Genomic DNA, 13,506 nt, shown 5'->3' on the forward strand with positions numbered 1-13,506 from the left:
GTTGGTCTGCCATGATTTAAGTAGTAATTCAGTGAATTGCAAATTAGGGGTAGAGGGGTAAGTAGATATGGGAATTGAATTACGGGGGATCACGAAGGCGTATGAACACGCAGCGCAACCGGTGTTACGGGAAGTTAATGCCGAGATTCAAGACGGGGAGTTATTTGTCATTGTAGGTCCGTCTGGCTGTGGTAAGAGTACGCTGCTACGGATGATTGCGGGAATTATTCCGATTACGGCCGGGCAGCTCGCCATTGATGGTCAAGTGATGAATGGTGTTCCACCTAAGGATCGTAAGCTGTCAATGGTCTTTCAAAGTTATGCGCTGTACCCTTTCTTGGATGTTGCCGCTAACGTGGCGTTTGGATTGAAAGCACGTAAAATGCCGGTAGCTGAGATTAAAAAGCGGGTGACGGAAGCTTTAGAGATGGTTAATTTAACTAAGTATCGAGCACGTAAACCCCGGGAATTATCCGGGGGACAACGGCAACGAGTTGCCTTAGCACGCGCAATCGCGAGTGACGCTAAGATCTGTTTGATGGATGAACCACTCTCTAATCTGGATGCCCAGCTACGCGTCAAGATGCGGGCTGAAATTCGTGAGCTTCAACGTAAATTAGGGTTAACGCTAATCTATGTTACTCATGACCAGACTGAAGCAATGACGATGGCCGATCACGTGATGGTTTTAAATGACCAACAAGTTCAGCAGATTGATACACCGCTAGATATTTATAACCATCCGGCTAACCATTTTGTGGCGCAATTCTTCGGAACGCCACAGATCAATCTACTGACGGTCAAGGCTGAACAGCAAGCTACACATGAGTTGCGAGTAGATTCCGCCTTAAAAGTAGTGTTAAAGGAACCGCTAGCGCTTGGCACTTATACGTTAGGGATTCGGCCAAACCAACTAATCGCAACAACAGTGATCGGGGATACTGGCAATGCCCAAGTGATCAACGTGGAGACGTTGGGAGAACAAACGATTATTGAGGCTATCTTGGATAGCGGGGTTCCAGTACGCATTGTTCAGGCCGGTCAAGTTCAAATTGATATTGAACAACGAATTGAAGTGACTGCGAAGGGTGCTGCTTTTATATTTGATGACCACCAACAATTAATCGTTGAGCAGGGAGGGATTACTGATGATCAGCTCGTTACGGCCAAGTAAGCGACGTCCTCAGCCACAGCTTACTCCGGAGACCGGTAGTCAAGTGACGGCTGGAATCAAGAACTTTGAACTGAAACGTAATGATAAATACTACGCGTGGCTATTTTTAGGGCCATCATTATTAGTATTGAGTATCTTTGTCTTTTACCCGATGCTACGGACGTTTTATTTAAGCTTATTTTTGACGGATAACTTTGGTCGACCAACAGTGTTTGTTGGTTTCCAAAACTACGTGAACCTGCTAGCGACTAAGAGTTACTTAGCAAGTTTGCAAGCGACTGGAATCTACGTGGTGGGTGTGGCCACTTTCACGATTATTGTGGGGCTGTTACTGGCTGCCGTTGCGAATCAAAAAATCAAAGGGATCGAGTTCTTTAGAACTATTTTCACCTCAACTATGGGTGTTTCAGTTTCCGTATCAGCCATCTTTTGGTTATTCATGTTCAACCCGTCGATTGGAATATTGAACAAGCTAGCTGTTGGGTTACATTTGCCAGTGGTTAACTGGCTGACGGATCCACACTGGGCCATGGTTGCGGTTATTATGACTAGTGTTTGGATGCATCTCGGTTTTACATTCCTGATATTCTTTGGCGCGTTGCAGTCCGTTCCCAAAACGCTGTATGATGCTGCGGACGTCGCGGGTACCAATTCACGTTATCAGTTCTGGCACATCACGCTGCCCATGATTTCACCAACGTTATTCTTCGTTGCGGTAATCACTCTAATCTCATCATTTAAGAGCTTTGGCTTAATTGATCTGATGACCGCTGGCGGACCCACTAACGCGACTAACTTATTGGTCTATCGTGTTTATCGTGATGCGTTTGTTGATGGCAATTATGCCTTAGCTAGCACGGAATCGATTGTTTTAGCGGTAATCATTGCGTTAATCACATTAATCCAATTTAAACTTTTAGCAAAGCGGGTGAATTACTAATGGAAATGACTACTGCTGGACAAGCAAGTATTCGGCGCCGAAGCGGACTCGTGTTTAAGTATCTCCTGTTAGCTGTACTAGCATTTGTCATTATCTTTCCATTTATATTGGGATTATGGACAAGTTTTTTACCAACGACTGAGATTGCTAAGGGATCGTTGCAAGGACACTTATCGTGGCAAAATTATCACGATGCTTTCACGCAGACTCCCATCTTACGCTACTTATTTAATAGTTTAGTAATCTCGCTCATTCAAATGGCGGCCCACTTGTTCTTCGCATCAATTGCGGCCTACGCCTTTGTCTTTCTGGAATTCAAGTATCGCGAGCAGCTATTCTACGTGGTACTGGCAACGATGATGTTACCATTCGAAGCCGAAGTCATTCCGAATTTTCAAACAGTACGGTCACTGCACCTACTTGATCACTATGCCGTCATGGTGATTCCATTCTTGACCTCAGCGTTTGGTATTTTTATGTTGCGGCAAGCGTTTAAGCAGATTCCGTGGGACTTGAAAGAAGCTGCTGATGTTGACGGTTTATCGCACTGGCAATTTTACCGGCAAGTAGCGTTGCCTTATTCGAAAATCAGTTTATTGACGCTGGCGGCGTATAGCTTCCTTGGTAGTTGGAATCAATACTTATGGCCAATGCTAACGACGTTCTCTAATCGGCTTCGTCCAGTTCAGGATGGGTTGCGCCAACTCCATTCTGAAGAAACGGCTACTAATTGGGGCTTGATTCAGGCTAGTGCGGCAATCGTCGTGATCCCAACCTTAATTGTTTTATTCTGGGGTCAACGTTACTTCAAATCTGGATTGAATGAGGGCTCAGTAAAATGACAAGTTTAAAAACAGGGTGGCAACGTTACTGGCAATGGTTAGTAGGAGTACTGGTTGTGTTGCTAGCACTAGGGGGCTTTGCCTACAACCGAACGCGCGCACATGCTGATACGGGACGCACCAAAGTTGTCTTCTGGCATGAAATGAAGGGCCCGGGACAAAAGGCTCTGGATAGCTATGTTAAGGAATTTAATCGTAAACAGTCTAAGTATGAAGTCGTTGCTGAATTTGAAGGTGGCTATAATGACGTGATTCAGAAGATTCTGAACACCCATGGCACCGCGGCGTCACCAGCATTATTTCAGTCAATGGATATTTCGACTAGTCAGATGTATCACAGTGGCTTTACAACGCCAATGCAGAAGTTTGTAGATCGAGATCACTATGATTTAGATCAGATTATTCCTGGAGCCAAGGCGATTGATATGCGGCAGGGGCAATTACTGGCAATGACTTTTAATGCCTCGCAAACGGCACTGTACTATAATAAAGCCGTTTTACGCAAATACGGGATTACACCACCGCCCGTTGATCCAACGTACAGTGATATTACCCGGGTGGCTAAGGAAATCCACAGCAAGTCCCACGGTCAGGTCAAAGGGATGACGATGGAAGCTTATTCGTGGCTATTTGAACAATTGGTTGCCAATGCTGGCGTACCGCTAACTAATCATGACAATGGTCATACGGGGAATGCCACTAAGGCTGACTTTACCAGTCCCGCTGCGATTAAGGCGATGGAATGGGTCAAAGAAAACATTGACGCCGGCGACTTTATGAACTTTGGTTCTGGTGGCAATGCTTCAGCTAACGAATCGGCCTCATTCTTATCTGGTCACTTAGGGATCTTCATGCAGTCATCAGCGTTAACGGGTCAGTTATATAAGACGCTGAAAAATGACCTAGGTGTCACGTACTATCCACGCCCAGACGGAACTAAAGCTAACGGAATTGCGGTTGGTGGGGCGGCACTCTGGATTGCCAATGATAAGCCAGCTGCCGTGCAAGATGGGGCTTGGGAATTTACCAAGTTCTTAGTTAATGCGCAGAATCAAGCAGATTGGCAAGCCAAGACGGGTTACTTAGCGGTCAATAAACAGTCTAAGGATGAACCTCAATTGAAGGCACTCTTCAAAAAGTCGCCGGTATTGGCAGTTTCTGGTGATCAATTGGCACGAACTAAGCCGAATAATACTAACTCAGGGGTCTTTGTCGATGGTTGGGTGCCAGCTCGTACTGCCATTCAAAATGCCATGCAGCAGATTTTTGCTGGCGAAGATATCAAGAAGTCGTTGACGACCGCTGAAAACACGTATAATAAAGTGTTAGAATCAAATAACCGTGCAAACGGGCGTAATTAATTGGAAAGAGTTGAATAGTGATGACGAGTACGTCGTTGATTTATGGGCACCGGGGTGTTCCGGTGAAGTTTCCAGAAAATTCATTAGCAGGATTTTCCTACGCAATCAGTCAACGGATTGATGGCTTGGAGTTTGACGTGCACTTAACCAAGGATCGGGTGCCGGTCATTATGCATGATGAACAAATTGACCGCACCACGGATGGACATGGAGCAATCGCAGACTATGATTTTGACGAGTTACGACAGTTTTGGTTGGCGAATGGGGAACCTGTGCCAGCGCTGGCTGAATTATTGGCCTTAGTCAGTGGGGAGGCGGTTCATCTTAACTTAGAATTTAAGACTGACCGGCATTACTATCCTGGTATTGAACGGATCGTTTTGCAGCTAGTTAAGCAAACTGATCTGGTCTATCCAGTGGTATTCTCGTCATTTAATCTCAAGACGTTGCAACGGGCCTATCAGCTTGAGCCACAACAAAAGTATGCTTTTTTAACCTCAGCACATATCGGTAATCCTGATGAGTTTGCAGCTAGTGAACACTTAGAAGGACTGCATCTGGAACATTACCAGCCGGTAAAACGGGTTGCCGAACGTGTCTGGACGGTTGATGAACCGAGTGCCATGGAACCGTTATTTGCAGCTTCAGTGGCGGTTATTACCAATGATTTTGAATTAGCTCGGCGTGTGAGAGCGACGGTATAAGGACGACAAAAAGCGAGTTTGGGTTTGAGCCCAAACTCGCTTTTTGCATTTTCAAATATTTACTGTCGAAACGTGTGACAAAAGGCTGCTCCATCCGCTCGGTTGCATAAAGAATACAAACGATTGAAAATGCACAATCATTCGTATTCCTAGGCTATGCTCGGTAGCAACCCGCCTTTTGTCCCACTCTTACTAAGCCGTAGTTGTATCGCGAATCTTAGCTAATTCAGCGTCGATCTGTGCTAAGACAGCTTTTTGGTTCTCAGGATCTTCAAGATCGTAATGTTGTAAGTCGATCTTCATCTTAGGACTAGCATCGTATTCATCAAACCATTTACGGTAAGCTGACCACATCTTGTAGTAGTAAGATTCTAGTTCAGGATTATTTTCAAATTGTTCGTAATCGCGACCGCGTTTCTTGATCCGGTAAAGAATCGTCTCAAAGTCGGTTTCGGAATAGACCATTAAGTCTGGCGCTTTTTTAGGAAGCTCAGTCAATTCGGTCATCATGTTGTCTAATAATTGTAAGTAGACATCGAGTTCAGTATCAGAAATATTACCTTCCGCATTGTTTTCCGCGGTAAAGAGGGCATCTTCATAGATTGAACGGTCGAGAACGTTGTTGTCATCGGCCAATGCCTTCTTGATCATTGCAAAACGCTTGTTAAGGAAGAAAATTTGTAATAAGAAACCGTAGTTTTTAGGATCTGAGTAGTAGAGTGGCAACACTGGGTTGTCACCAACGGGTTCGTAAAAAGCTTTAGTTCCAAGATGATCGGCAATCATCCCTGTTAAAGTGGTTTTGCCGACACCAATCATTCCTGCTGTTATTATCACCATGATAGCCCCTCTTTATAAAAAATTGCACTACATATTGTATAACAAAAACGGTCTCAATACCATATATATCAAGCCATTTGACATGGAAATTTAATAATGTCCCGCAAAATGTCCCACAGTTATAGATTTACGATGCTGTCAATCTTGCTAGCTATTTCTTGATCACTGCCATCTAAAGAGTGGGCATAAACGCCTAATGTAATGTTTGCATTCGAGTGCCCAAGACGTTTAGCAACGTCGACTGGATTGATACCAGAGTTCAGTAAATAGGTTGCGTGGGTATGGCGAAGGCTATGGACAACATACTTATCTGATTCAATATCAGAATCTTTTAGAACTTGGCGGAAATTGTAATCAATAATTGCACTGCTGAGAGGGACGTTATGCTTAGACGATGTGAATACTAAGTGATCAGATTCAAAGCTTAGTTTCAGTCGAAGACACATTTTTTTCTGAATGAGTAAATAGTGCTTAAGCAATTTAATCAGCGATTGTGGTAAGGCTATAATACGAGTACCGGACATGGTTTTGGTTGGACCGGTACCAAGTGCATTGCGCGTCTTATTGATATTAACAGTTTTCTTCTCAAAATTAACATCAGTCCATCTGAGAGCCATTGATTCACCTAGACGCATACCGGTAAGCTCTAACAATGAAAAAATTGTATGGAATTCTGGCTGCGACTTTGGAAGTTGTTGATTAAATTTGATAAGGTCCTGTTTACTAAGCGCTTGACGTGGTTTTCCTTTTGGTAGCTTAATACCACGTAGCTTATTCTTAGCAAGGACATCGTTTTCTACAGCGCTATTGATGAGAGCCATCATAATTCGATTGTGATTACCGACCGTGGCCGGCGACAAGTTTTCTAATAATGGATTGATAAAAAGCTGCTGGTACTTAGGCTTGGTCAGTTGATCCAATCGCTTATTTCCAAGTAGGGGAATAACATATCTATTGAATGAGTTTTTATAATTAACGCGTGTATTTGGGCGCCAATGTTCAGTGTTCATTGCAACGAATTGCTCAATCCATTGGGCAACGGTCATTGAAGAATCTAGTATTTGTTGAACGTCATTATTGGCGTATTTTATCTCCAACGCTAACTCTGCTTTATGGGCTAATAGTTCAGTTTTGAAGCCACGTTGTTGTTTCTCGTGGCGTTTACCAGTAAAGTCGTAATAAACGAACCTAAGTGCATATTTGGTGCCTTTTTTAGATTCATACGAGTAGATATTTTGATACTTTTTAGATTTAATTAGTTTCATTGTTCAAGCTCTCCTTAATTACGCGGGCAGCGTCAATTAATAAGGACTTGCAGGCAACACCTTCTTTCGTTATTATTTAAGTTGTAAAAAGGGTAGAGATATCCCTATTATGTATTTCAGGTGAAGCACATCTAACTTCTTGGCGGGAGGGGATGTGCTTTTTTAGTGATAGACAATTAATTACTCCAATTAATTGTCTTGTTGAATTGCAGCGTAAGTTTTTTTGGTATCGAGGTTAATATCGTTTGAATCATTAACTGATAATGTAAACTCATATATATCTTCAGCTACTATGTTCACAATAGGAGTATGAATTTTTATAACAGTACTGGCTCGTGTATGCTCTTTATTTGTGAAACTAATATCATTCAAAGTAGTTTTGTCTAATTTATAAATATTTTTCGTTTCTACTATGCTTATATTTTCGCTATTTCTAATAGAAATGACTATTTGATATGTTTTATCGATTTCAAAATCAAATAGCAAGGATTGTAAAATGAAATTATTTGATACAGGGAAGCTAGATATTCCATACCTTGCTATTGGTTTATCAGTTTCATCAGTACTATATAAATAGTTTATTTTTTCTGCATGTATTTCAGCCACTTTGTTTCCAACTTCCTTTAAATAGCAGATTTTTAAATGTTAAAGAGTTTCTTTTTTGTGTATTGGTAAACGCTAACTTGTTTTTGAAGTGGAAAAATCTATTCAATTCGGGACTGAGTATGGCTTTTAGATTTATCTGACGTTGATTCCAAAGTTGTTCCGATTGAATTGTTAGATTGAGATACAATAATCGTTTGTTGCAGAAGTAGATTATCGTATTTATCCGCTTTTTCTTTGGCGTTTTTGTAATCATGTTCGATGCGGTCAGTATATAGTCTTAAACGAGTGTATACTGATTTACAATTGTCATATAATACCCAGCCCCAAAAGGCAATAATGACAAGACCAGCAATTGCGGATATAGTTAGGCCATATAGTTTTGCGGCAGTTGCAATTCCAATTAAAGCAGCTATCATCGCACTGATTACAACTGGTAGTCCCCATGGTTCCTGTTTAATAACATCACATTCTTTCAGATTGACGCATCTTAATCTTAAACTTAGGATGCGCTGTTCTATTTTCATTTTCTGTAAAATGGTTTCTCTCAAACCTGACAATGATGCTTACGTGATTTATTTAATCGTGTACCACCAAGTGATCAGAGTAAAATCACCATTCAGTTTATAATTTGATTAGAAACTTTTTGCCACATTGCATACAGATGGCATGATAACTTTTACCATGCTTACCAGCAAAAGCACCAATTGAAGCTCCAGCGACACCAAATGCAACTCCACCAACAATAGTTTTACCAGCAGAAAATTTACGTTTGTTGTCAAGAACTTGAATATTATTAGATTTGCATTTCGGGCAATGGGGGGCTTTGCCCGAAATTTTAGATTTTTCAGGAGCGTTTTGTGCAACAGAAATTACTTTTGTTTTCGGTTTATTTTCTTTCTGAGACGCTGGATGCCTATTTAAATCGTGAGAATTATCTCCGCTTTTTAGGAATTTATCTCCGCGCTCACTTAATGATTTGCTGTGCCCAATGATTAGCCAACAAGCAATAAATATAATTCGTCCTAACCAAGGAATATGGAGAAATAGTATATTGACAATTCCTACAGCAATTCCCACACCGACACCAAATCCAAACCCAGTAGCACCGTCACCTTTCCAAAAAATCGGTTCTTTCTTTGTTTTATGGGTAGTGACTTCTGAGGACTCTTGGTTGTTATCTTCACTTGGCTCTGTATCAGTAGTAGTGTCTTCAGATGATTCATCATCAGAATCATCTGAGTCGAGAACAGACTGCTCGCTATTGTAAGTATTCAATAATTCGTTTATATCTAGTGCTTTGTTGCTATTGTAATAGTCATTTGCTACAGCAACGGTTAATAGTGACTTAGCAGCCAAAGCAATCTGATTGTTCTGTTTATCGTTAATCAAGCCAATTTTGGTAGCACAGTTTCGGCAGATAATACCATCTTGCAATTGATACTGATTAAATGTGGTTAGCTGTGTTTTATCAATTGGACATGGTTTATTATTTTTCAAGGTGTCTTTCCTCCAAAGCATGGTGATATTACAAGTTATAGCATTATATTTTTGATCCATCCTTATAACGGAAAATGGAAATAAAACCAATCATGCTAACAAGCATTGTGAGAATACCGAAAGTAACTAAATTACTTTTAGCTTCATCGGTCTGTGGCAACATATTGTTAATGCCTTTCTTAATTGCAGATGTACTGCTTACTGATGAAGATGCTTGGCTATTTGATTTGTTGTTACTATTGTCAGAGCTTGCTACTGACGATTGTACACTAACAGTTTTAGTAGTAGTTGGTGTAGTGCTATTTGTGGTTGTCTTTGCTGCCTTTGTAGTAGCTGATGCAGTATTGTCTGTGGTTGTTTTCACTGCACTTGTAGTGGCAGTGGAGCTTCCATCGTTTTGAGCTTGATTATCAGTATTAGTTTTGGAGCTCTTAGTCGATGAGTTTGCTGAGCTAGTATCGACTGAATTAGAATTTAAAGTACTGGACTCCGATGAGCTCTGAGTTGCTGAGCTAGAGGTATTTGATTCCGCTGAACTAGCACTGGACGAACTTTCACTACCACTTTCGGATCCAGAGTCAGTGGCTGACCCAGCATTTACAACTGATAGCATTACAGGAACATCATCATTTACAAAAGTACTAGCCGTTTTGATTGGTACCTGATTGGGTACAATCACCTTTGGAATCCTAACAGTCCCCTTAAAAATTTGACCATCAGTTACTCTCATAGCATAGACAGACATTGTCTCAGAATCAGGAAGAGACTGATAAAGGCTAGGGTTTTTAATGGCACTGTCAATATAAGCATCTTGTTTTGCTTGTGCCTCAGATATTGCTTGTGTGTTTGGTTCATAGATATTTACTACATACTGATGGTATGCAGTCTTACGACGGGCAGAGTCGCTCATTTCTAGTACCCATTTACCGTTTTCATAACTTAATGTATCTGTACCATCACCAACGTTTCTGAACCATACGTCACCTTCAACTGGTTGAGAAACAGTAGCAGAGTAGTAGGTTTCAGCAGTTGCTTGAAGTGGTGTAGTAACACTAATCGTGCAGGCTGATAGAACTGCAATACTAAATAAAGTAACCTTTTTCATGATACTTCCTCCAAAAATTTATTCCCCAATAAAATTCCCCATAGGCACCTTTTAATGACATAAGACTATTGGTCAATTAATCTACAGACTAAAAACACCTTTGTTGATTTTGATTCCAAGAGCATTTTCTACGATGTTACGAACAAATAGTAGATGTTTAGAATCTAAATTGTAGAACTTTACAAACCGTGTTAAATCAAAGTCGGATGGTTCAATTCCGGTAATATTAATATAATCCTTAAGCATAATGTAGTAAGCACCATTGTTAGCGCGTGCTTCAATCTTGCTATTGGAAACCATACTAGTATCTATAAGTGGTTCAATACTGTCGTCTAATAGGCAGTGATAAAATTCGTGACATTTAACAAATACAGGCGAGGCAACATTCTCGTTAATAAAAAATGTTCGAGTGAGAGGAATGGAGTTGCCTTTAATGTTATCAGGCAAGCCATTAGTGTAGTGATAAGTTATTCCGTAGTGGCTAATTAGACGATCTGGGTCCCACGTACCTAATGTCTGCATATCGGTTAACGCTTCGTCCAAAGTATCATAGATCATCTAATCACTTCATTTCTTGTCAGTTTTTTGCCCATCGTTACCATAGCCGCCAAATTTACGTAGGCGGTCTTGTCCTTCTTTACTGTTTAGGTAAGTTTCAAGTAAAGCTCGAATTGCTGTACGATCTTCATTTGAAAGTGCGTGATTTCGAGATGTGAGCATTGCTGACTCATTAACAATGTCTTCAACGTCAATATGTTTTGGTGCAGGATTATCCTCTTCACCAGTTAGCTCAGCAGTAGAGACACCAAGAACTGTAGCAACTTTCTGCAAGTTTTCAGTACTTGGATTTTGTTTTTTCCATTTATAAATAGCGTTTTTACCCAAACCGGCTTGATCATTTAGGCGTAGCAGACTAATTCCACGCTTACTAGCTAATTTTTTTACATTTTCGAACAGTGTCATATCAATATTCTCCCAGATACGACAAATTAATTTAGACAATTATCTTGATTTATTTAGACAATTGTCTTATAGTTAATTCATCAAGTAATTAAGCAATATTAAACAGCTCTTACAAGAGGCAACTTTGGCGGGTCATTCTTGTAAGAACGTAACTTATTGTCTTATTTAGTATGCCATTATTATAGACGATTGTCTAAATTAATGCAATAACTTGATTAAAAAATAACAAGGCGGTGACAGAATGACTGAAGAAAAATTAATTGTTAGTGCCAGGGCTATCACTAACAAAATTAAAATTGGTTTACTTGAACGTGATATGAGTCAAGTTGAGTTAGCTAATTTGATTGGTGAAGGTGTACAGCAACTTAATCGTGCTATTCATGCGGATATGTCGCCTAAGTCAGTTGAGATCCGGCAGAAGATCTACAAAGTTTTAAACATTAAAGATTAAAAAGGAAGGATTGCAATGAATAAATTACAGCAGATTGAATATAATGGCGACTTGATTTTAACGACTGAACAGTTAGCTAATTTTTACGAAACAACTGCAACGGCAATTAAGCAAAATTTCGCAAACAATAAAAACAAGTTCATTGAAGGTAAGCATTTCTTTTGTTTACAAGGAAATCTCTTGAAGGAGTTTAAGGACAAGGTAGAAGATTTCGACCTTGTTGGTAAAAATGCAAATATTCTTTACTTGTGGACAAAACGAGGCGCAAGCCGTCATTCAAAAATGTTAGGTACTGACAAAGCATGGGATATGTTTGATGAATTAGAGGAAAACTATTTCAGTCCACAACAACAAATTAAATTGCCAACATCACCGCGTGAATTAGCAAAACTAGCACTTGATGCTAATGAGGAAACAAATGAACGATTAGACGGCGTTGAACAGGACTTGCATAGCTTAAAAGAGGATCAAGTTATTGCCAATCCAGATTACGTTGCGTTGTCTCGTCGCATTAATCAGCGAGTATCAGAAGTTGGGCATAGTTTTGGAAGTATTACGCAAGAGCAGCGGGGCAAGTTATTCAAAGATATCAACGGTGGTGTTAAACAGATTGCTGGTGTTAGTTCACGGTCAATGCTGCGTAAGAAACATTATCAAATGGTAATGGACTACATCAACGACTGGGAACCATCAACAGCGACTAAGACGATTATTCGGCAGACTGCTTTAGACATTGAATAGAGGTGATTAAAATGGCTGACACAGCTTTAGTTGAACATTATGACGATATTGCTAAGCAGGAGGCTCATGCGATATTAGCGCCATTACTTGAAAAGCTTAGCAGGGAATACCTGTTAGTTGATCGTGCAGCAGCATTTGAAATATTGTGCATGTCACGTTCGTATTTTGACACGTATGTTAAGGGACAACCACAAGTAAAGCTTATTGAGCGTCATATTCCCAATTCAGCTAAGACGTTCTACGAGCCAAACGAATTAAAACAAGCAGTTTTATCAATTATGGAATAAATCAAATACGCGGGCAGCGTCAATTGATAACAGCTTGGATGGAGGAATAACAATGATTGTATTACCAAATTGGGTAGCAACTGTGCTACTAACATGGGCGTTAACAGCGTTGTGGTGTAAGCGTCACGAAGTTAAAAATTGGTTTGGAATCTAGGAGGCAAAACTAATGCGTAATGAGGATGAAATTGATTTTGCGTTGGAACAGCGTAGTAAGGAAGCACAATGGGAAAAGATTGTGAAGGATGAGTCTGACTTGTTGAATTCCATTCGATACACAATCTATAAAAACAGTATTGCCAAGGAAGGCAGTAAGCAATATCGTAAATGCTTTTTAGATAAATTAGTTGAGCGTGGTATTAATTATTGGAATCCAAGAACAACTGATGATGGTAAGTGGCATTTCATGTTACTGGAATTAGAGGGGTATACCGATGGAAAAATTAAAGTAGGCGACCGCGTGACTTATCCGACAGCCAAGTCAGTTGGACAAGTGTTGCTAAACGGTGGTGTAGGTACAGTCGTTGCAATCAAGCCGGACTCATTTGGCAAGTCGTCACGGCAGATTGCAGTAGTTGAAAACAAAGGGCATCAATTCGATGTATTTGTCTCAGCGCTATCAGTAGTTAATTAAGGAGTGATTCAAGTGCGAAGAGTACCACGAAAGCCATTTGAAATTTGGCTGGAACAACAAAATACCCAACACCGGGTGCAACCAGTGTCGGGTACGAGA

The 13,506-nt window shown here is 40.5% G+C and carries 17 protein-coding genes; 9 read left to right on the plus strand and 8 right to left on the minus strand.

Annotation, left to right across the window (positions count from 1 at the left end; all coding sequences use genetic code 11):
• Positions 1-67: 67 nt before the first annotated feature.
• Genes ACG95_RS04545 through ACG95_RS04565 form a run of 5 tightly spaced genes read left to right on the plus strand, consistent with a single transcriptional unit; the run spans position 68 to position 5,021 of the window.
• Positions 68-1,174, plus strand: coding sequence for an ABC transporter ATP-binding protein (locus ACG95_RS04545; RefSeq protein WP_047999372.1), 1,107 nt, complete (start codon positions 68-70; stop codon positions 1,172-1,174).
• A complete protein-coding gene (locus ACG95_RS04550) occupies positions 1,149-2,114 on the plus strand; it encodes a carbohydrate ABC transporter permease (RefSeq protein ID WP_047999373.1) in 966 nt (321 codons plus the stop codon). Before ACG95_RS04545 ends, ACG95_RS04550 begins: the two co-directional genes overlap by 26 nt.
• The gene (locus ACG95_RS04555; RefSeq protein WP_047999374.1) at positions 2,114-2,956 is read left to right on the plus strand and encodes a carbohydrate ABC transporter permease; all 843 of its coding nucleotides are present in this window, start codon (positions 2,114-2,116) and stop codon (positions 2,954-2,956) included. Before ACG95_RS04550 ends, ACG95_RS04555 begins: the two co-directional genes overlap by 1 nt.
• The gene (locus ACG95_RS04560; RefSeq protein ID WP_047999375.1) at positions 2,953-4,317 is read left to right on the plus strand and encodes an extracellular solute-binding protein; all 1,365 of its coding nucleotides are present in this window, start codon (positions 2,953-2,955) and stop codon (positions 4,315-4,317) included. The genes ACG95_RS04555 and ACG95_RS04560 overlap by 4 nt, the downstream gene beginning before the upstream one ends.
• Before the next feature lie 20 nt (positions 4,318-4,337).
• Complete coding sequence (locus ACG95_RS04565; RefSeq protein WP_047999376.1) at positions 4,338-5,021, plus strand: glycerophosphodiester phosphodiesterase; 684 nt, start codon at positions 4,338-4,340, stop codon at positions 5,019-5,021.
• Between the two features lie 192 nt (positions 5,022-5,213).
• Here the strand turns inward: ACG95_RS04565 and ACG95_RS04570 are convergent, their stop codons facing one another.
• The 8 genes from ACG95_RS04570 to ACG95_RS04605 form a co-directional block, all read right to left on the minus strand.
• Positions 5,214-5,861, minus strand: a complete 648-nt coding sequence (locus ACG95_RS04570; RefSeq protein ID WP_047999377.1) for a deoxynucleoside kinase — start codon at positions 5,859-5,861, stop codon at positions 5,214-5,216.
• Between the two features lie 119 nt (positions 5,862-5,980).
• The gene (locus ACG95_RS04575) at positions 5,981-7,126 is read right to left on the minus strand and encodes a tyrosine-type recombinase/integrase (protein WP_047999378.1); all 1,146 of its coding nucleotides are present in this window, start codon (positions 7,124-7,126) and stop codon (positions 5,981-5,983) included.
• A 189-nt stretch (positions 7,127-7,315) separates the two neighbouring features.
• Positions 7,316-7,732, minus strand: coding sequence for a hypothetical protein (locus ACG95_RS04580; RefSeq protein ID WP_047999379.1), 417 nt, complete (start codon positions 7,730-7,732; stop codon positions 7,316-7,318).
• A 98-nt stretch (positions 7,733-7,830) separates the two neighbouring features.
• A complete protein-coding gene (locus ACG95_RS04585; RefSeq protein WP_152668286.1) occupies positions 7,831-8,280 on the minus strand; it encodes a hypothetical protein in 450 nt (149 codons plus the stop codon).
• Between the two features lie 73 nt (positions 8,281-8,353).
• Positions 8,354-9,229 (minus strand): hypothetical protein, encoded by an 876-nt coding sequence (locus ACG95_RS14725; protein ID WP_237756453.1) that lies wholly within the window; start codon positions 9,227-9,229, stop codon positions 8,354-8,356.
• Between the two features lie 43 nt (positions 9,230-9,272).
• Positions 9,273-10,334, minus strand: a complete 1,062-nt coding sequence (locus tag ACG95_RS04595) for an LPXTG cell wall anchor domain-containing protein (protein WP_047999381.1) — start codon at positions 10,332-10,334, stop codon at positions 9,273-9,275.
• Positions 10,335-10,415: 81 nt separating this feature from the next.
• Positions 10,416-10,892: a hypothetical protein gene (locus tag ACG95_RS04600; RefSeq protein WP_047999382.1), complete on the minus strand. Its 477-nt coding sequence runs from the start codon at positions 10,890-10,892 to the stop codon at positions 10,416-10,418.
• Positions 10,893-10,901: 9 nt separating this feature from the next.
• The gene (locus ACG95_RS04605) at positions 10,902-11,297 is read right to left on the minus strand and encodes a helix-turn-helix domain-containing protein (RefSeq protein ID WP_047999383.1); all 396 of its coding nucleotides are present in this window, start codon (positions 11,295-11,297) and stop codon (positions 10,902-10,904) included.
• 241 nt (positions 11,298-11,538) lie between these two features.
• On the opposite strand from ACG95_RS04605, the gene ACG95_RS04610 reads away from it, so the two are divergent.
• The 4 genes from ACG95_RS04610 (at position 11,539) to ACG95_RS04625 (ending at position 13,407) form a co-directional block, all read left to right on the plus strand.
• Positions 11,539-11,748, plus strand: a complete 210-nt coding sequence (locus tag ACG95_RS04610; protein ID WP_047999384.1) for a helix-turn-helix domain-containing protein — start codon at positions 11,539-11,541, stop codon at positions 11,746-11,748.
• A 15-nt stretch (positions 11,749-11,763) separates the two neighbouring features.
• Positions 11,764-12,489 carry an ORF6N domain-containing protein gene (locus ACG95_RS04615; RefSeq protein WP_047999385.1) on the plus strand — a complete coding sequence of 242 codons (726 nt, stop codon included), beginning with the start codon at positions 11,764-11,766 and terminating at the stop codon, positions 12,487-12,489.
• 11 nt (positions 12,490-12,500) lie between these two features.
• On the plus strand, positions 12,501-12,776 hold the full coding sequence (locus ACG95_RS04620; protein WP_047999386.1) for a hypothetical protein: 276 nt from the start codon (positions 12,501-12,503) through the stop codon (positions 12,774-12,776).
• A gap of 166 nt (positions 12,777-12,942) precedes the next feature.
• Positions 12,943-13,407: a hypothetical protein gene (locus ACG95_RS04625; protein ID WP_047999387.1), complete on the plus strand. Its 465-nt coding sequence runs from the start codon at positions 12,943-12,945 to the stop codon at positions 13,405-13,407.
• Positions 13,408-13,506 lie beyond the last annotated feature (99 nt).

It is taken from the genome of Lactiplantibacillus herbarum (assembly GCF_001039045.1).
Taxonomy (GTDB): domain Bacteria; phylum Bacillota; class Bacilli; order Lactobacillales; family Lactobacillaceae; genus Lactiplantibacillus; species Lactiplantibacillus herbarum.

Excerpts from the sequence above, each read along its gene's own strand:
- ACG95_RS04545 (WP_047999372.1), top strand. The coding sequence starts at position 68 with ATGGGAATTGAATTACGGGGGATCACGAAGGCGTATGAACACGCAGCG.
- ACG95_RS04550 (WP_047999373.1), top strand. The coding sequence starts at position 1,149 with ATGATCAGCTCGTTACGGCCAAGTAAGCGACGTCCTCAGCCACAGCTT.
- ACG95_RS04555 (WP_047999374.1), top strand. The coding sequence starts at position 2,114 with ATGGAAATGACTACTGCTGGACAAGCAAGTATTCGGCGCCGAAGCGGA.
- ACG95_RS04560 (WP_047999375.1), top strand. The coding sequence starts at position 2,953 with ATGACAAGTTTAAAAACAGGGTGGCAACGTTACTGGCAATGGTTAGTA.
- ACG95_RS04565 (WP_047999376.1), top strand. The coding sequence starts at position 4,338 with ATGACGAGTACGTCGTTGATTTATGGGCACCGGGGTGTTCCGGTGAAG.
- ACG95_RS04570 (WP_047999377.1), bottom strand. The coding sequence starts at position 5,861 with ATGGTGATAATAACAGCAGGAATGATTGGTGTCGGCAAAACCACTTTA.
- ACG95_RS04575 (WP_047999378.1), bottom strand. The coding sequence starts at position 7,126 with ATGAAACTAATTAAATCTAAAAAGTATCAAAATATCTACTCGTATGAA.
- ACG95_RS04595 (WP_047999381.1), bottom strand. The coding sequence starts at position 10,334 with ATGAAAAAGGTTACTTTATTTAGTATTGCAGTTCTATCAGCCTGCACG.
- ACG95_RS04600 (WP_047999382.1), bottom strand. The coding sequence starts at position 10,892 with ATGATCTATGATACTTTGGACGAAGCGTTAACCGATATGCAGACATTA.
- ACG95_RS04605 (WP_047999383.1), bottom strand. The coding sequence starts at position 11,297 with ATGACACTGTTCGAAAATGTAAAAAAATTAGCTAGTAAGCGTGGAATT.
- ACG95_RS04610 (WP_047999384.1), top strand. The coding sequence starts at position 11,539 with ATGACTGAAGAAAAATTAATTGTTAGTGCCAGGGCTATCACTAACAAA.
- ACG95_RS04615 (WP_047999385.1), top strand. The coding sequence starts at position 11,764 with ATGAATAAATTACAGCAGATTGAATATAATGGCGACTTGATTTTAACG.
- ACG95_RS04620 (WP_047999386.1), top strand. The coding sequence starts at position 12,501 with ATGGCTGACACAGCTTTAGTTGAACATTATGACGATATTGCTAAGCAG.
- ACG95_RS04625 (WP_047999387.1), top strand. The coding sequence starts at position 12,943 with ATGCGTAATGAGGATGAAATTGATTTTGCGTTGGAACAGCGTAGTAAG.